Below are 17185 nucleotides of genomic sequence, written 5' to 3' on the forward strand. Positions count from 1 at the left end.
CGACACCTCGCAGAATCATCGGACAGCGCCCGTCGGCTGCCATGAGAACTTGTTTCAGTCCAACTGTGTCAGTCGTCACGATCAGCGTCAAGACACAGAAAGGCACAATTGTGTCTTCATGGGCCAGACAGTCGGGTAAGGACAATCGACTCAATACGGACACGCGCTTAACCTGCGCTTTCGCAACTGGTCTGCTTATGACAGACGGCGTATGGAACCCGGTGCGATTCCGGGACGGTTGCGCCACTGTGAACTCGCGCCCGCGGGTCAGTCAGACACGTCGCCGTCGAGCCATAGCCCGACAACCGGGGCGCGTCACCCCGAGGAGGTCCCGATGAGTACCCATGTCGCCACGCCGCAGCCCGGTGTCGCCGTCTCCCCCGAAGCCCTGTCGCGCACGCGCGTGGCGCTGATCTTGGGGATCACCGTCCTGTTGGCCCTGCTCGCCTACTACTTCATCGGTGTCGACGAAGGCATGACCTCGGTATTCGGGCACACCATGGTCGTGCACGAGTGGGTTCATGACGCTCGCCACTTCCTCGGCTTCCCCTGCCACTGAGCCGGATTCATGACCGAACTCCGCGTCATCGGGCGCGGAGCCCTCGCCGGACTGATCGCCGGCATCCTGGGCTTCGTCTTTGCTCGTGTCTTCGCCGAACCCGTCATCAACAAGGCCATCGACTACGAATCAGGCCGCGACGACGTCCTCAACGCACTCAACCAGGCAGCCGGTCGGGCGACCGAACCCGATGGTCCGGAGATCTTCAGCCGGACGATCCAGTCGACCGTCGGCATCGCCACCGGCATCATCGGCTTCTCGGTCGCGATGGGCGCTCTGGTGGCCGTCGCCTACCTGATCCTCATGGGCCGGACCGCACTGCGCGCGCAGTATCTGTCCTGGCTCATCGCAGGCTTCGGCTTTCTCGGTATCTACCTGCTGCCGTTCGTGAAGTACCCGGCCAATCCACCGGCGATCGGGCACACCTTCACGATCGAAACCCGCGGTCAGCTCTACCTCGCAATGGTCGCGATCTCACTCGTCCTACTCGGTCTCGCGGTCTACGTCGTACATCGTCTGCATTCCCGGATCGGTACGCAACGCGCGATCCTCGTGGCCGGAGTCGGCTTCCTCATACTGTTCGGCATCGTTCTGGCCGTGCTGCCGTCTCTCGGTGACCTGTCGGCAAACGTCGACCACACCAGCGAGTTCGGCTTCGCACGCGCCGCCACCGAGACACCGCAACCCATCACCAACATCCTCGATCGCCCACTCACGATCGACGGAAGGGTCTATGCGCCAGGGCAGATCGTCTATCCGGGCTTCGACGCCGACGTCCTCTGGAAGTTCCGGTGGTATTCGATCCTGAACCAGGCTCTGGTGTGGTTGGTCATCGGAATGGTCTTCGGTGCCCTGATGAACCGGATGCATCCGTCGACCCCACAGACCATCGGCGAGCAGGCTACGCTCGTCCGGCAGTGACCTCCTCCCTCGACGACCTCGGCCCCTTTTTCGGAGTCGCCACGCACGCCCGCGGGCAGCGGGGTGATGCACCGTGGCTCACGATGGCCGACCTACTCGAGGACGCGCGCATGCTGGAGTCGCGCGTGGACCGTGTGCGTGCCGCACTCGGGGTGGGCGGCACGTCACGTGTCGAGCAGAGGGTGGCTGCGTCGGTCACCCACCTCGGGCTCGTCGCTCGTCTCATCGCTCCGATGATCGCTGTGGAGGCGCTCGACGAACCGCCGATATCGTTCACGGCCGCGGACCTCTGGTGGCAGGACGAATTGGGTGGGCCCTATCCGCTCTCGGTCACCACCGCGGCGACCGACGCCCGGCCCAACCTGGCCGACGGGATCATCGGCGCACTCACCGACGCCGTCGGCGACGCATTCGGGGTGAGTGGGCGAACGCTGTGGGGCAACGTCGCCTCGGCGACCAACAGCGCCGCCAGACTCATCGCGACGGCGCGCCCCGAACACGGCGATCTCGCCGTCGCCGCGGCCGACCGTGTTCTCGCCGAGCCCCATGTCGAGGACGGGCGGTTACGCGCGGGACCGGGATTCCGCCGGCGCAGTTGCTGTTTGATCTATCGGGTCAGCGGCGATCGGGGCGCCGTCTGCGGCGACTGCGTACTCATCTGACCCACCCACCTTCTCGGCAGACCCCACGAACGCACCACGTCCGCCCCACGAGCGTGCAGGGCGGACGTGGAGCAGCGATCAGTTACTGTGTGCCGCGGCCGGTGTCGTCGCCCGGCGCGCAGGATCAGAACGGCTGAGCCAGGTCATGATTCCCGCGAAGGTCGTGGTCAGAACGGTCCACAGGATCACCTGGTTGGCGATCACATACACCCGGAAGTCGCCGATCACCGCGCCCGGGAATCCGGGGAAGACGATCGCGTCGCCGTTCATGACCGGGTCGGGAACCTCATGGAACTCGGGCAGCAGCGCGATCGCAATGGTCACGACCACCAGGTAACCGACGGCGGCGACCACCGAGGCCGCGAGCCCTCCCCAGCGTTGCCGGAGCCACAGCGCCACAACGACCGCCGCGATCACCGCGATCACCGCGACCACCGAGATGACCGTGAGGGTGAGGTACGCCGTCGATCGCGCACCGATGGTGTCGTCGTCGCCGACGGCCGGCGGGTTGGCCGGGTATGCGAAGAACGGCACCCCGAAGACCGCGACGAAGCCGAGGAGCCCGATCAGGGCCGCCGCCCAGCGTGGGTCGGCTCCGGCGCGGTGATGCGCCAGGTAGGTCCACAGAACCGTGAACGCGATTGCGAAGAACGCGCCCATCGACACCGCGAAAACGATGGTCCCCACGCCCGCACCGATGTTCTCCTGCACCGAGCGGGTGAACACCTCGGCGCCGTGCTCGTGGCCGCCGTGCCCTTGCGAGCCATCAGGGCCTCTTCGGCCTCACTGCGACCGTCCTCGTAATCGATGGCCTTGGCCACCTGCGGCTCGATGAAGATCCGAGCGAAAACGTAGGCAACGATCCCGGCGACGAGTCCCGACAGCAGACCGGCACCGATGAATTTCTTCTCCATGTTCGGTTGTCTCCGTGCTCGTTCGATCAGTGGCAGGGGAAGCCGAGGAAGTGCCGCGAGTCGTGCACGAATTCGTGGATGTGGGTGTCGTTGCCGAACACCGACCATGCACCTTGGTCGTAGCCGATGAAGTAGTAGGCCATCGCGGCGAGGATGAAGGTGGCGGTCAGCCACAGGGCTGCCGATGCGACGGAGAGGTCGGGTACCGCGAGGGCCCGCGCCTTGTTCTGGTGTGTGCTTGCAACCATCGGAAGGTCCTTTCGTGGGATGACGCGTCCCAGCGCTTGTCGGATCGATGCTCGGCGGAATCCTGACTCGTCGGGCGGGGGCGACTCCCCGACCCGGCTCACAGTGGCGCGACCGCCCCGGATTCGCACCGGGTTTCCGTCAGCATCTGGCGAGAACTGTATACCCGGCAAATGTGACCGGCGCGACCCATCGGACAAAACGAGCAGAACGCCGCCGCGGCGATTTGTCGGAGGGAGCATGGATGATGGGTGGATGGCTTCGCCGTCGGTCCTCGATCGCTTCACCGCCCCCACCCGGCGGTGGTTCAGCGGCACCTTCGCCGAGCCGACCGCCGCACAGACCGGGGCGTGGTCCTCGATCGCCGACGGCAACCACACGCTGGTCATTGCCCCCACCGGTTCGGGTAAGACCCTCTCGGCATTCTTGTGGGCCCTCGACCGCCTCGCCGCTCGCCCGGATCGGCCGCGCGGCACCCGCGTCGTCTACATCTCGCCACTCAAGGCCCTCGCCGTCGACGTCGAACGCAACCTGCGTGCACCGCTGACCGGCATCACCCGCGCGGCGCAGGAACTCGGCGATCCCGAGCCGGCGATCACCGTCGGCCTGCGCTCCGGGGACACCCCCGCCGCGACCCGCCGCAGTCTGGTCCGCACACCCCCGGACATCCTCATCACCACCCCGGAGTCGCTGTACCTGATGCTGACGTCGTCGGCGCGGGAGACGCTGACCGGCGTCGAGGCCGTCATCATCGACGAGGTCCACGCGGTGGCCGGCACCAAACGCGGCACCCATCTGGCGCTGTCCCTCGAACGTCTCGACGAGTTGTTGGAGGCACCCGCACAGCGCATCGGATTGTCGGCGACGGTCCGCCCACCCGAGGTGGTCGCGGGCTTCCTGGCCGGTGCCGCGCCGTGCACGATCGTGCGGCCACCCGCGAGAAAGACCTTCGATCTTCGCGTCGACGTGCCCGTGGAAGACATGGCCAACATCCCGCCGCCACCGGACGCACCCGGTTCCGAGGATCTCGACGACGCGTTCTCCCCGTCCGCGGGATCGCTGTGGCCCTACGTCGAATCGGCGATCGTCGATCTCATCGAGGCCAATCGCACGACCATCGTGTTCGCCAACTCCCGTCGCCTCGCCGAGCGACTGACCGCACGGCTCAACGAGATCGCCGAATCCCGCATCGCGCCCGCCGCGGTGACCGCTGCGGCCAACCCGCGGGTCGCCGGGGGCGCTCCGGCGATGGTGATGGGTAGCGGAGCGTCCTCGGCGGCCACGACCCTACTGGCCCGGGCACACCACGGGTCGGTCAGCAAGGAGCAGCGCGCCGAAATCGAGGACGAACTCAAGACCGGCCGGTTGCGATGTGTGGTGGCCACCAGCTCCCTCGAGCTCGGAATCGACATGGGCGCAGTAGATCTCGTCGTCCAGGTCGAAGCGCCGCCGTCGGTGGCCAGTGGTCTGCAACGCATCGGCCGGGCCGGGCATCAGGTCGGCGAGATCAGTCAGGGCGTACTGTTCCCCAAACACCGCACCGACCTCATTCATTGCGCCGTCGCGGTATCGCGCATGCGGGAGGGCGAGATCGAGGAGCTGCGGGTACCCACCAACCCCCTCGACGTCCTGGCCCAACAGACGATCGCCGCAGCCTCCATCGACGAGCTCCACGTCGACGAGTGGTTCGAGGTAGTACGCCGCAGTGCACCGTATCGGGAGCTCGGCCGCGGCGTGTACGAGGCCACCCTCGATCTCATCTCCGGACGATTCCCGTCCGACGAATTCGCCGAACTGCGTCCGCGCGTCACCTGGGACCGAGAACGCAATGTGCTCATCGGACGCCGCGGCGCCCAGCGGCTCGCCGTCACCTCCGGTGGCACCATTCCGGACCGTGGCCTGTTCGGTGTGTTCATGGTCGGCGAGAAACAGACGCGCGTCGGCGAACTCGACGAGGAGATGGTCTACGAATCACGCGTCGGCGACGTCTTCGCGCTCGGAGCCACCAGCTGGCGGATCGAGGACATCACCCACGATCGGGTGCTGGTCACGCCGGCGTTCGGGCAGCCGGGACGCCTGCCGTTCTGGATCGGTGACGCGGTGGGCCGGCCGGCCGAACTCGGGGCCGCCATCGGCCGGTTCACCGGTGAGATCGCCGACCGCGCCGAACTCGATCGCCGCGCCGACGAGCTCGGCCTGACCACTTACGCCCGCGACAACCTCGGTGCGCTCATCGCCGAACAGCGCGACGCCACCACCCATCTGCCCACCGACCGCACGCTGGTCGTCGAGCGGTTCCGCGACGAACTCGGCGACTGGCGGCTGATCCTGCACTCCCCGTATGGGTTACGAGTTCATGCGCCATGGGCGTCGGCCATCTCAGCGCGCCTGAAGACGACGCTCGGTCTCGACGGCGCCGTCACGGCCTCCGACGACGGCATCATCGTGCGACTCCCCGACACCGACGACAACCCGCCGGGCGCTGCGGTCTTCACCATCGACCCCGACGACATCGAGCAACTCGTCACCGATGCGCTCGCCGAGTCGTCGATGTTCGCCTCGCGATTCCGTGAATGCGCCGCCCGCGCATTGCTGTTACCGCGTCGCGATCCCGGTCGGCGTGCCCCCCTGTGGCAACAGCGTCAGCGCAGTGCCCAATTGCTGGCCGTGGCCTCGCAATTCCCGGACTTTCCGATCGTGCTCGAAGCCGTCCGGGAGTGCCTGCAAGATGTCTACGACCTGCCCGCGCTGATCGATCTGCTGCGCAGTGTGGCCACCCGCCGGGTGCGGGTCGTCGAGACCGAGACGGAGTCACCGTCGCCGTTCGCGGCATCGTTGCTCTTCGGCTACGTCGGTGCCTTCATGTACGACGACGACGCGCCGATCGCCGAAAGGCGGGCCGCGGCACTGTCTCTCGACACCGCTCTGCTCGCCCAACTCCTCGGCCGTGTCGATCTGCGCGAACTCCTCGACCCCGCGGTGATCACGGAGGTGACCAACCGCCTCCAACGATTCGAGCCGTCGAGGCAGGCCCGCGATGCCCAGGACGTGGTCGATCTGTTGCGCTGGCTCGGGCCGCTGACCACCGAGGAGGTCGACGCCCGATACCGCGGCGACGATCCCGATGCCGTATCCGCCGGTGCCCAACCGGTCGATGCGGCAACGGTTCTCGCTGCTCTGCATCGCGACGGGACGATCATCTCGGTGAGTCAGCGGGGGCGCGCGCTCTGGGCCGCGATCGAGGACACCGCGCGGCTCCGTGATGCGTTGGGCGTACCCGCACCGCTCGGGGTGCCCGCAGCGTTCCTCGAACCGGTCGCCGACCCGGTCGGCGACCTCGTACACCGTTACGCCCGTACCCACGGCCCGTTCACCGTCGACGAGGCAGCCGATTCGCTCGGGCTCGGCGTCGCCGTCATCCGCGACGTGCTGGTACGGATGGCCGGCGAACGCAAGGTGATCGAGGGCGACTTCCTGCCCGAGGCAACCGGTACCCAGTGGTGTCACAGCGACGTGCTCGGGCAGATCCGGCGCGGGTCGCTCGCCGCGAGCCGCGCCGAGATCGAGCCGGTCGACGACGCCACCCTGTCACGCTTTCTCATGGGATGGCAGCACGTCACACCCCGCACGGCCGGCCGTGGCGACCACGACGATCGGCTGACGGGGGTGGACGGGGTGTCGGTGGCGATCGATCAGCTTGCCGGACTACCGCTTCCGGCGTCGGCATGGGAATCCTTGATCCTGCCGTCGCGCGTCGCCGACTACAGCCCCGCCATGCTCGACGAGCTCCTCGGTTCCGGTGAGGTGGTCTGGTCGGGCGCGGGGCGGATCGGCGGTGCGGACGGTTGGATCCGGTTGTGCCCGGCCGATCTCACCGAGGTGCTGCTGCCCGAGCCCGACGAGATCGACACGACCGAGGTGCATCGCCGACTGCTGGAGAGATTCACCGGTTCCGGCGGCTTGCGCTTCGCGCAGTTCGTGGGCGACTTCGCCGACCTCGACGCACCGGCCACCGCGTCGATGACCGCGATCACCGCGGAAGTGGAATCAGGACTGTGGGACCTGGTCTGGTCGGGTCGTCTGTCGAACGACTCGTTCGCGCCGGTCCGGGCCCTGCTCACGCCACGATCGTCCGGCGGATCCCGCACGGCCCCGGCACACCGATCTCGTGCCCGCGCGCCCCGGCTGCGCTCGTCGCGACTCACGACCCGCCATCTGATCTCGACGACTCCGCCGGTATCGACCCCGCCGACCGTGGCGGGGCGCTGGTTCACCCTGCCCGGTCGCGCCACGGACCCGACCGTGTCCACCCAGGTTCTCTGCGATCAACTGCTCACCCGGTACGGCGTGGTGACCCGCGGCGCGGTGGTCGCCGAAGGTGTGGTCGGCGGATTCGCACGGATCTACAAGGCCCTCAACATCTTCGAGGACAACGGATTCGTCCGCCGCGGGTACTACGTGGACGGACTCGGCGGAGCGCAGTTCGCCGCCCCGGCGACCGTCGACGAGTTGCGCCGACACACCCTCGATCATCGGGACACGTCCACGCACACCGCAGTCGTCCTCGCCGCCACCGATCCGGCGAATCCCTACGGTGCCGCTCTGTCGTGGCCCGACCGCCCCGAGAGCGGTCATCGGCCCGGGCGTAAGCCTGGTGCGCTGGTGGTATTGGTGGACGGCGTTCTCACGATCTACGTCGAGCGCGGCGGGAAGACCGTCCTGACCTTCGAGGACAGCGAGAGTGTATTGCGTTCGGCAGCAACGGCTCTGGCCGGAGTCGTGCACGACGGCCGGGTGTCGCGGCTGGCGATCGATCAGATCGACGGCGCCGAATCGTTGCGGTCCGACCTCGCTGCCATCCTCGTCGACGCCGGCTTCTCGACCACACCACGCGGTCTACGCCTACGGTACGGACACCATGCCCGAAGGTGACACCGTCTTTCGTGCCGCCGCGCGTCTGCGCGGCGCCCTCGCCGGAAAGGTACTCACCCACACCGACTTCCGGGTTCCTCGGCTGGCGACCCGGGATCTGTCCGGTGGCGTGGTCACCGGCGTTCGCTCGCGTGGCAAGCACCTGTTGATCGACGTGTCCCGCGACGACCTGGACGTTCCCGTCAGCATCCACTCGCACCTCAAGATGGAGGGGATCTGGGATGTGCACGCCCGTGGCGCGAAATGGCGTCGGCCCGGCCATGAGGCACGGGTCGTGTTGCGCAGCGAGACAACCGAAGCAGTCGGCTTCTCGCTCGGCATCCTCGAACTCCTCACCACGCCGGAGTCCGACCTCGCCTACCTCGGCCCCGACCTGCTCGGCGCGGAGTGGGATGCCGCCGAAGCCGTACGCCGCATCGAAGCACACCCCGACACACCCATCGGCCTCGCACTACTGGACCAACACCTGTTGGCCGGCGTCGGCAACGAGTATCGCTGCGAATTGTGTTTCCTCCGAGGCGTTCTCCCCGAACGTCCGGTCGCCGAGGTCGACGTTCCCGCGATGGTCGATCTCGCCCATCGCGTCCTCTGGGCCAACCGGATGCGCACCGCGCGAACCACCACCGGCGCCACCGGTCCACACGCCCGGGTCTACGTCTACGGCCGACGCGGTCGCCCGTGCCGCCGATGCGGAACCCTCATCCGCCGAGGCTTTCTCGGCCCTCCCGGAGAGGACCGCGTCATCTACTGGTGCCCCCACTGCCAGTCCTGACCGTCGTTCCACCGAGGACTCTCGCCACTCAATGACCCGGCTATCCCCCTGACGTCGGTGCGCCCTCCCGACGTCGGTGCGCCCTCCCCGATGGTCGCGCAACCCGCCCTACCCGACCGTAGAGAACTCTTCCCCCGATGGTCGAGCAACCAGCCCTACCCGACCGTAGAGACCTCTTCCCTCGGTGGTCGAGGTGCACGGCGCCCCAGGCGCCGGGCCTCGAGACCCGGTGAGACAACACGCCTCCCAACCACATCCACCGTCCCACGACCCGAACGCCACCCGAACTCGCACACGCCCGCGCTGCACCAGCCGCGTCTGCACATTGGAGCCGCGGACGCAGTGCTCCCGACCGTGTAGGCAGGTTCCCCGATCGACGAGCACCCCACCCCGATGGCCGAGACCCTTCCCCCGATGGTCGAGGTGCACGGCGCCCCAGGCGCCGGGCCTCGAGACCCGGCGAGAGAACCAGCCCCCCAACCACATCGAAAGCAAGACAAACGAAAACCACACCCCCTACCGCACCCCACCGACAGAGAACCGGCGCCGAAATACGTTGTCCACAAGCAGAATTGATCAAAATACCTCTTGCGTCGACACACACTGGCGATGTAGATTGGAGCCATACACCGATCAGCCACTGGGGAGGGGTCCATGATCGAATCCACTGAAGCTCTCGACGCTGGAACTGTCGACGCCGAAGCGGTTTTCGCCGACATCGTCAGCCGACTCAGCGGCCTGCAGTGGAACCCGCAGATGACCGGACCGCAGGCCTTCGGCGCGATGAAACAAGTCCTGTTGTTGCGGAACCTGGTCGATCACCACGCCACCACCCTCACCGGTGAGATGGATCGATTAGGGGTGGCCGATCACAAGACCACCCGGCTTCGAGAGCTGTTGATCAGCATGGGTTTCGCACCCGCCGTCGCAAGTCGATATGTGCGGTTCGCCGGCACCACCGATGTGGATCTGCTGCTCGCGCATGCCGCGGACGGGTCCCATCTCCTCAGAACACGCCGATGCCATCGTGCGCGGGTTGGCGCACATCGACACTCGCTGCCCCGAACCTATGGACACCGTCCAACGCTGCGAATACCTGCGGAAACTGCTGTCGCACTACTTCGCCGGATTCACCCCCGCCGAGATCAATCTCTACGCGCGGCAGTTGGGTAACGAGTTGGCGGCCGAAACACCAGGTGGGTTACCGGCCGCCGAAGACAAGTCGATCAACTCCTACACCGACCGCATCACCGACGACGGCCGGTTGGAGATCTCCGCGAACCTCGACATCATCGCCGGGGAGAAAACCCGAACTCTGATGGAAACCTTGTCGACGCCCAAGCCCCAACCCCGACGGATCCCCGGATCCGCGGACACCCGAACAAATCTGCGCCGCCGCATTCGAAACGATCGTGGAGTTGGCAGCACAAGGCCTGGCCGACACCACCTTCTCAGCCAAACCCACCAACGGCCTGTTGTGGACCTGGTCAGCGGACAACCCGGCACTCGGCGGGAACTTGCAGAACATGGGCGCCATCACCGAAGCCACCGCGAAAATGCTGTCGTGCGACACCACGATCACCAAGATCATCCTCGATCCCAACGGTGTACCACTCAGTGTTGGTGAAGAGAAACGCTTCTTCACACCCGGCCAACGCAAAGCACTCCTGGTGCGAGATCGCGGATGCATCAAATGCGGTGCACACGCCGGACGCTGCCAAGGACACCACCTCGAGCATTGGAGCGATGGTGGTCCCACCGACCTCGACAACGGCTGCCTCCTCTGCAGCAGCTGCCACGACGACGTCCACCACCACGGCTGGGACATCATCATGGGATTCGACCGACACCCCTGGCTGATCCCACCCGCCAGCATCGACCCGAAACGCCGGCCGGTGCCGTCGTATCACCGACGGACCATGCGACTCGACGACACCGCAGCCTGACCCACGCTGCCCCACAACCTGATTCCCTGCACCCGGCCCGGCCGGGACCGCATCTGTTGTTTGAGAACTCCATAGAGAATTCCCCACCCCCGATGGTCGTGGTGTCGTGCCCGTGGCCCGGAATCCTTTCGGCACAGAGGGTCTCGAGGCTCGTCGCTGGCGCTCCTCGGCACCTCGACCACCGGATGAGAAGGGCTGGGCATTCCCGCACGGGAAGGCTTCGACCACCGGATGGACGGCTCCCCTCCGCCGGTCGAGGTGCGAGCCGCGTGCGGCGAGCCTCGAGACCGCATGCAGCAGAGCTGGAACCGGACCACCGTCACCCGGATAACTGTCGGCACAACAGGCCTCGTCACTGGCGCTCCTCGGCACCTCGACCACCGGATGAGAAGGGCATCGGGTGGGAAGGACCGAAACATCCTTCGACGGCCAGTCGTCATCGCCCGATGGTGTGATTCAGACCGGGTAGCGCTCCGGTTCGGGGCCGAATTGGAATCGGCGAGCAGAGATCTCGTCGACGGTGATTTCGACGTAGTTGTACTTGATCGTCGGAATCCACGGCTGCAGCGGCAACTCGTCGGCGGCGGCGATTTCGTCACCGCGGGACAGAATCCGTGCCGAGCCCTTGGCGACGACGCTCCATCCGGTCGCTCCGTCGCCGTAGAAATCGGACTCGAAAGCCACGTGGGAATTGACGACGAGCTCCGACAGTTTGGTTCCCTCACCGGTGCGGAAAAGAATGCGTTTCTCGCCGGCGTAGTAGTTCACCGGGAAGATGTCGGGCTGTCCCCCGACACTCACCGCAAGACGTCCTACTTCCTTGGAGGCGAGCAATGCCCAGGCCTCGTCGACGGGAAGCTCCTGAACCGGGTTGTCCACCATGACCTCTCCTTTTCCCATAACCCATTGTCCCTCGGCGACATCACCGGTCACAGGGGCAAAGGTCCCAGGCAAAGCAGTCGCACAATCAATTGTCGGGCACCGGCACCGGTTCGAGAATCTCTTGGCGGGACTCGGGCGCCGCAGCGCGCAACGCATCGGCCGAGGCATCGTCGGGCTGCTGCTGCGAGGCGATCTCGGCGGCCACGCGCGCGTTGTAGGTCTCCACCTCGAAGGCGATACGCTCCGCGTCCCAGTCGAGTATCGGCGCCAGGAGTTCGGCAACCTCCTGGGCACAACCGACACCGCGGTGCGAATACTCGATGGCAATCCGCGTACGGCGGGCAAGGACGTCCTCGAGATGCAGTGCCGCCTCGTCGATCGCCGCATAGACGACCTCTACTCGCAGATACTGTGGCGCGGCCGCCAACGGGCGCAACAACGACGGATCGGCGTCGGCGTAATAGAGCACGTCATCGATCAGCGATCCGTACCGATTCAGCAGCCGCCGAACTCGGTAGGGATGCAGGCCGAAACGCTTCCCGAGATGTTCGCACTGATTGATCAGCGCAAAGTATCCGTCGGCACCGAGCAACGGGACGCGCTCGGTGATCGACGGCGCCACCCGTGTCGGGATGTAGTCGTCGCACGCGTCCACCGCGTCGGCGGCCATCACCCGATAGGTGGTGTACTTGCCCCCCGCGATCGACACCAGTCCGGGCGCCACCCGCGCGACCGCATGCTCCCGCGACAACGTCGACGTCGACTCGTCCTCACCGGCGAGCAGCGGCCGCAGACCCGCATAGACACCCTCGATGTCGTTGTGGGTGAGCTTGGTCACCAGCACCTCGTTGACCCGATCGATGATGTAGTCGATGTCGGCCCGGGTAGCGGCCGGATGCGCGAGGTCGAGATTCCAGTCGGTGTCGGTGGTGCCGATGATCCAGTGCGTCTCCCACGGGATGACGAACAGCACCGATTTCTCGGTACGCAAGATGATCGCCGTTTCACTGACGATCCGGTCCCGGGGAACGACGATGTGTACACCCTTGGAGGCGCGCACCCGGAAGTGGCCGCGTTGATGGGACAGTGCCTGCACTTCATCGGTCCAGACCCCGGCGGCATTGATGACGCAGTGCGCGCGCACCTCCGCGGTATCACCGGTCTCGCTGTCGCGAACACGCACTCCCATCACCCGATCGGCCTCCCGCAGGAACCCGACCACCTGCGTCGACGTGCGGATCACCGCACCGTAGTTCGCCGCCGTACGTGCCACCGTGAGGCTGTGGCGGGCGTCGTCGACGACGGTGTCGTAATAACGGATGCCACCGATCAACGAGTCGCGCTTGAGGGCCGGCGCAACCCGCAGCGCACCCGACCGGGTCACATGTCGTTGTCCTGGAACGGACTTGGCACCACCCATCCGGTCATACAGAAAGATCCCGGCAGCAACATACGGCCGTTCCCACACCCGCCGCGTCAGCGGATACAAGAACGGAAGCGGCTTCACCAGGTGCGGTGCAAGAAGTCGCAACGACAATTCACGCTCGGCCAGGGCCTCACGAACGAGACCGAATTCGAGTTGTTCGAGGTAGCGCAACCCACCATGAAACATCTTCGACGACCGGCTCGATGTACCCGAGGCGATGTCGCGGGCCTCGACGAGCGCAACCCGCAGTCCTCGGGTCGCCGCATCGAGCGCAGCTCCCACCCCGACGACGCCACCGCCGATCACGACGATGTCGAATTGCTCCTCGGACAACCGCCGCCACGCCTCGGCGCGGTACAGCGGGCCCATATCGGCAGGTCGATCGGGATTGAACTCGGAGTTCATAGTCCGTCAGCGTAATTGATCTCGGCGTGGGGCACCGCGTGCGACACTGGCGGCGTGGCCAGCACCTCGGGATATGTCGCATCCATCGACCAGGGCACGACCTCCACACGCGCAATGGTCTTCGACCGCCGCGGCCGAGTCGTGTCCGTCGAGCAACTCGAACACCGCCAGATCTTCCCTCGAGCCGGGTGGGTCGAGCACGATCCCGCGGAGATCTGGCGCAACACGCGACGCGTGGTGGCCGCGGCCCTGGCGTCGGCCGACCTCAATGTCGACGACATCGTCGCCTGCGGACTGACCAATCAGCGCGAGACCACCGTCGCCTGGGATCGCTCCACCGGCGAACCCTTGCACAATGCCATCGTCTGGCAGGACACCCGTACCGGCGCGCTGTGTGAGGAACTCGGTGGCGACGCCGGCGTCGACCGCTACCGCACCCGCACCGGCCTGCCGTTGTCGACCTATTTCGCCGGACCGAAGATGCGGTGGCTCATCGACAACGTCGACGCCGTGGCCGAGCGTGCACGCAACGGCGAACTCTGCTTCGGCACAATGGATTCCTGGATCGCGTGGAACATGACCGGCGGACCGGCCGGCGGGCAGCACATCACCGACGTCACCAACGCCTCACGCACGATGCTCATGGACCTCGAATCCCTGACCTGGGACGAGTCCATCTGCGCGGACATGGGTATCCCCGTCGAGTCGTTGCCCGACATCCGCAGTTCCTCGGAGGTCTATGGTTCACTGCGCGAACACGGTTCCCTGCCGGGCGTGCAGTTCGCGGGCATTCTCGGCGACCAGCAGGCGGCAACCTTTGGGCAGGCATGTCTGTCGCCGGGCGAGGCGAAGAACACCTACGGCACGGGAAACTTCTTGTTGCTCAACACCGGAACCGAAGCGGTGTTCTCCGATCACGGGCTTCTGACGACGGTGTGCTATCGGCTCGGCGAGGACGCGCCGCGCTACGCACTCGAGGGGTCGATCGCGGTGACCGGGTCACTGGTGCAGTGGCTTCGGGACAATCTCGGGCTGTTCAGCGAGGCCGCGGACGTCGAGAAGCTCGCAGCTCAGGCCGACGACAACGGTGGTGTCTACTTCGTGCCGGCATTCTCCGGTCTGTTCGCACCCCGCTGGCGGCCCGACGCGCGGGGCATCATCACCGGCCTGACCCGCTTTGCCGACAAGCGTCATATCGCGCGAGCTGCGCTGGAGGCCAGCGCCTTTCAAACACGAGAGGTCATCGAGGCGATGCAGGCCGATTCCGGGGTGCGGTTGTCGACACTCAAGGTCGACGGCGGAATGGTGGTCAACAATCTGTTGATGCAGTTCCAGGCCGACATCCTCGACGTCCCCGTCATCCGGCCCGTGGTCAACGAGACCACCGCCCTCGGTGCGGCCTACGCGGCCGGCCTGGCTGTCGGATACTGGGACGGCGAGGACGAGATCCGGGAGAACTGGAACGAACACACCCGGTGGAATCCGGCGATGGACGCCCCCGAACGCGACCGCCTGTACGGCGAATGGAATCGCGCGGTGGAACACAGCTACGGCCTGGCGTGAGCGTGCCGGACGTGGGTGATCACCCCGCGAACTCGACGAGCACGGCCACCACCCCAGCCGTCCCACCCATCGCCGCAGCCGCCTCGTAAGCGGCTTCGCCGAGCCGTTCGGTGGGTCCGACCGCCGAGTCGATCGCGATCGAAAGACACTGCAGAGCACGCGCTTTGACGAACGAGAGCCGCTGGGCGTCGATGTCGGACGAGCGATGGGCGAAGGCTGCGTCGACCTCGTGTCGTGTCATCACCGCGGCGAGCTGTGAGCGCGTCGCCGGCGAGACCCGTCCCTGCTCACGCCACTGCGTCAACACGTCATGGACGACCGACTCACCACCCAGGTCGACGACGTCGATGACGGTCACCGTCAGCATCCGCAGACAGTCCTCGACCTCACCCGCTGCGACGCGACCGACGAGTTCGGCCACTGCCCCGCCACTGAGTCGGTCGACACGCCGCGCCGCTCCCGGAACCGCCATCGGCTCAGCGCTCCGGTGATTTTGACGAATCAGTCTGCGGGACAACCGAATCGACATCAGTCGACTCCGATCCACCGGCGACGTCGGCGGGCTGACCGGCCACCGGCGACGCCGAGCCGCGGTCACTGATCGGTAATGCGACCGCCCCGAATCCGGAATCGTCCACGGTCGGCGGAAGCGCCTGCGGAGACCAGTCGCCGATCACCGGCGGACCGACCAGCGGCAGATCACCGACGATCTCACGCCCGTTCTCGCCGTCGCTGAGATAGTGGGCCGGTCGATGACGGGTATCGCGCGAACGGGCCCCGCCGGCACCCGGGCCGGCCCCGGGCCCGGTCGTCGGCCGCATCGCACCGCCGGGAGATCCCGGTGTTCCGGCCCCGGCCGCGCCGGCCGCGGGAGTACCCGCCAAGGTCGATGGTGGAGCGAAAGCGGTTGGCGGAAGGGAGATCACGCCCTCGGGAAGTCCGGTTCCGCCCGCAGTGGCGCCCTCGGGACCACCCGCTGCACTCGCGGTGCCGCGCCCCGAGACCGGTACCGCCGCTCCCGGTGTGACCGGGCTACCGAGGCCCCCGCGGGTCAACGTCGACGGATCGTTGCCGCCACCGCGGTATCCCGATGGTCCCGACCCACCGCCGCCGCCCGCCGTCGACGCCGGGCCGGCTGTGGGAACGGCAGTGGTCGGGGTGTCACCACCCGTCGGGCCGCCACCGCCATCGGGTCCGCCTCCGGGGCCTGATGGTCCGGTGTCGTCGATGTCGGTGAGTGATGCCGACTGCTGGGTGCCCGACGGTCCCGATCCGGATGTCGACGTGCCATCCGCAGAGCTGGAACCACCGCGCACACCTGAGTACGAATCGGTGCCGATTGGTCCTGCGGGACCGGGCAATGCGGCCGCCGCACCGACAATCGGTCCGCCGTAGGTGCCCCGCATGATGCTGCGCACCTGTGAACGGACCGCAGCGGCATCCTCGGGATGATCCTGCAACCGGATCCGGTATGCCTCGAGCAGCGGCTTCTGACCATGTGTCGCGCCGAGGATGCCCGCCGCCTCGGTCATTGCCGCCGCGCTACCGCGCGCGTCGGCAACACTGGCCGACATCTCGCCCTCGAGACGGAGCGCGGCGTCGACCGCACCCCGTGCGGCCTGACCCATCAGCACCCCGTCGTCGGTGAAGCCGTTCAACAGGGCGTGGGCGATCCCTTCCACTTTCTCGATGGCGACGAGCACCGCGTCGGCGTCGCCCTGAGCGGCACCCTGCTTCATCGAGGCGATGATGGTGAGGATCTCGGTGATCGACATCGACCCCCAGTCGGTGCTGCCGCAGTCCGCCGGGCGCTCACCACTGCGCCGGGCATTGCGATCGCCGTCACCGGTCACCCTGTCTCCCCCAGCACTGTCTCCCCCATCACCTCGTCGGCATCGTGAGCGACCCTACCGGCCCCCGAGCAACCGAGCAGGACGAATCGGACACCTGTGCATGG

At 66.8% G+C, this 17185-nt stretch carries 11 protein-coding genes, 2 pseudogenes and 1 riboswitch; of the genes and pseudogenes, 7 read left to right on the plus strand and 6 right to left on the minus strand.

Going from position 1 to position 17185, the window contains the following annotated elements; all coding sequences use genetic code 11:
* Nucleotides 1-334: 334 nt before the first annotated feature.
* From GOPIP_RS00285 to GOPIP_RS00295, 3 genes are read left to right on the plus strand one after another with little or no spacing between them, the layout of a single operon-like run.
* A complete protein-coding gene (locus tag GOPIP_RS00285; protein ID WP_014359555.1) occupies nt 335-559 on the plus strand; it encodes a CbtB-domain containing protein in 225 nt (74 codons plus the stop codon).
* A gap of 9 nt (nt 560-568) precedes the next feature.
* The gene (locus GOPIP_RS00290; RefSeq protein ID WP_006367477.1) at nt 569-1480 is read left to right on the plus strand and encodes a CbtA family protein; all 912 of its coding nucleotides are present in this window, start codon (nt 569-571) and stop codon (nt 1478-1480) included.
* Nucleotides 1477-2142 (plus strand): (2Fe-2S)-binding protein, encoded by a 666-nt coding sequence (locus GOPIP_RS00295; protein WP_006367478.1) that lies wholly within the window; start codon nt 1477-1479, stop codon nt 2140-2142. The genes GOPIP_RS00290 and GOPIP_RS00295 overlap by 4 nt, the downstream gene beginning before the upstream one ends.
* 78 nt (nt 2143-2220) lie before the next feature.
* On the opposite strand, the pseudogene GOPIP_RS00300 reads toward GOPIP_RS00295, so the two are convergent.
* Nucleotides 2221-3056, minus strand: a pseudogene (locus tag GOPIP_RS00300) (CbtA family protein).
* 26 nt (nt 3057-3082) lie between these two features.
* Complete coding sequence (locus tag GOPIP_RS00305; RefSeq protein ID WP_006367480.1) at nt 3083-3304, minus strand: CbtB domain-containing protein; 222 nt, start codon at nt 3302-3304, stop codon at nt 3083-3085.
* Between the two features lie 36 nt (nt 3305-3340).
* Nucleotides 3341-3487: riboswitch (cobalamin riboswitch) on the minus strand.
* Between the two features lie 70 nt (nt 3488-3557).
* Between GOPIP_RS00305 and GOPIP_RS00310 the strand changes: the two genes are divergently transcribed.
* The 3 genes and pseudogenes from GOPIP_RS00310 to GOPIP_RS00320 all read left to right on the plus strand — a co-directional run bounded on the left by GOPIP_RS00310 (nt 3558) and on the right by GOPIP_RS00320 (nt 10952).
* A complete protein-coding gene (locus GOPIP_RS00310) occupies nt 3558-8234 on the plus strand; it encodes an ATP-dependent helicase (RefSeq protein ID WP_020171707.1) in 4677 nt (1558 codons plus the stop codon).
* Nucleotides 8221-9006, plus strand: coding sequence for a DNA-formamidopyrimidine glycosylase family protein (locus GOPIP_RS00315; RefSeq protein WP_006367482.1), 786 nt, complete (start codon nt 8221-8223; stop codon nt 9004-9006). The genes GOPIP_RS00310 and GOPIP_RS00315 overlap by 14 nt, the downstream gene beginning before the upstream one ends.
* 654 nt (nt 9007-9660) lie before the next feature.
* Nucleotides 9661-10952: pseudogene (locus tag GOPIP_RS00320) on the plus strand (HNH endonuclease).
* 456 nt (nt 10953-11408) lie between these two features.
* On the opposite strand, the gene GOPIP_RS00325 reads toward GOPIP_RS00320, so the two are convergent.
* Both GOPIP_RS00325 and glpD read right to left on the minus strand, forming a co-directional pair.
* Complete coding sequence (locus GOPIP_RS00325; protein ID WP_006367485.1) at nt 11409-11834, minus strand: pyridoxamine 5'-phosphate oxidase family protein; 426 nt, start codon at nt 11832-11834, stop codon at nt 11409-11411.
* Nucleotides 11835-11919: 85 nt separating this feature from the next.
* Entirely contained in the window at nt 11920-13665 is a 1746-nt protein-coding gene (gene glpD, locus GOPIP_RS00330) for a glycerol-3-phosphate dehydrogenase (RefSeq protein ID WP_006367486.1), read from the minus strand.
* A gap of 54 nt (nt 13666-13719) precedes the next feature.
* Between glpD and glpK the strand changes: the two genes are divergently transcribed.
* Nucleotides 13720-15228, plus strand: a complete 1509-nt coding sequence (gene glpK / locus GOPIP_RS00335; RefSeq protein ID WP_035726752.1) for a glycerol kinase GlpK — start codon at nt 13720-13722, stop codon at nt 15226-15228.
* A 19-nt stretch (nt 15229-15247) separates the two neighbouring features.
* Here the strand turns inward: glpK and GOPIP_RS00340 are convergent, their stop codons facing one another.
* Both GOPIP_RS00340 and GOPIP_RS00345 read right to left on the minus strand, forming a co-directional pair.
* A complete protein-coding gene (locus GOPIP_RS00340) occupies nt 15248-15700 on the minus strand; it encodes a hypothetical protein (protein ID WP_006367488.1) in 453 nt (150 codons plus the stop codon).
* A 4-nt stretch (nt 15701-15704) separates the two neighbouring features.
* Entirely contained in the window at nt 15705-17081 is a 1377-nt protein-coding gene (locus tag GOPIP_RS00345; protein WP_035726753.1) for a hypothetical protein, read from the minus strand.
* Nucleotides 17082-17185: the final 104 nt, after the last annotated feature.

The sequence above is a fragment of the Gordonia polyisoprenivorans NBRC 16320 = JCM 10675 genome (assembly GCF_000241325.1).
Classification (GTDB): domain Bacteria; phylum Actinomycetota; class Actinomycetes; order Mycobacteriales; family Mycobacteriaceae; genus Gordonia; species Gordonia polyisoprenivorans.

What these genes read in the sequence shown, in the direction of transcription:
- GOPIP_RS00285 (WP_014359555.1), top strand. Translation starts at nt 335, where the DNA reads ATGAGTACCCATGTCGCCACGCCGCAGCCCGGTGTCGCCGTCTCCCCC.
- GOPIP_RS00290 (WP_006367477.1), top strand. Translation starts at nt 569, where the DNA reads ATGACCGAACTCCGCGTCATCGGGCGCGGAGCCCTCGCCGGACTGATC.
- GOPIP_RS00305 (WP_006367480.1), bottom strand. Translation starts at nt 3,304, where the DNA reads ATGGTTGCAAGCACACACCAGAACAAGGCGCGGGCCCTCGCGGTACCC.
- GOPIP_RS00310 (WP_020171707.1), top strand. Translation starts at nt 3,558, where the DNA reads ATGGCTTCGCCGTCGGTCCTCGATCGCTTCACCGCCCCCACCCGGCGG.
- GOPIP_RS00315 (WP_006367482.1), top strand. Translation starts at nt 8,221, where the DNA reads ATGCCCGAAGGTGACACCGTCTTTCGTGCCGCCGCGCGTCTGCGCGGC.
- GOPIP_RS00325 (WP_006367485.1), bottom strand. Translation starts at nt 11,834, where the DNA reads ATGGTGGACAACCCGGTTCAGGAGCTTCCCGTCGACGAGGCCTGGGCA.
- glpD (WP_006367486.1), bottom strand. Translation starts at nt 13,665, where the DNA reads ATGAACTCCGAGTTCAATCCCGATCGACCTGCCGATATGGGCCCGCTG.
- GOPIP_RS00340 (WP_006367488.1), bottom strand. Translation starts at nt 15,700, where the DNA reads ATGGCGGTTCCGGGAGCGGCGCGGCGTGTCGACCGACTCAGTGGCGGG.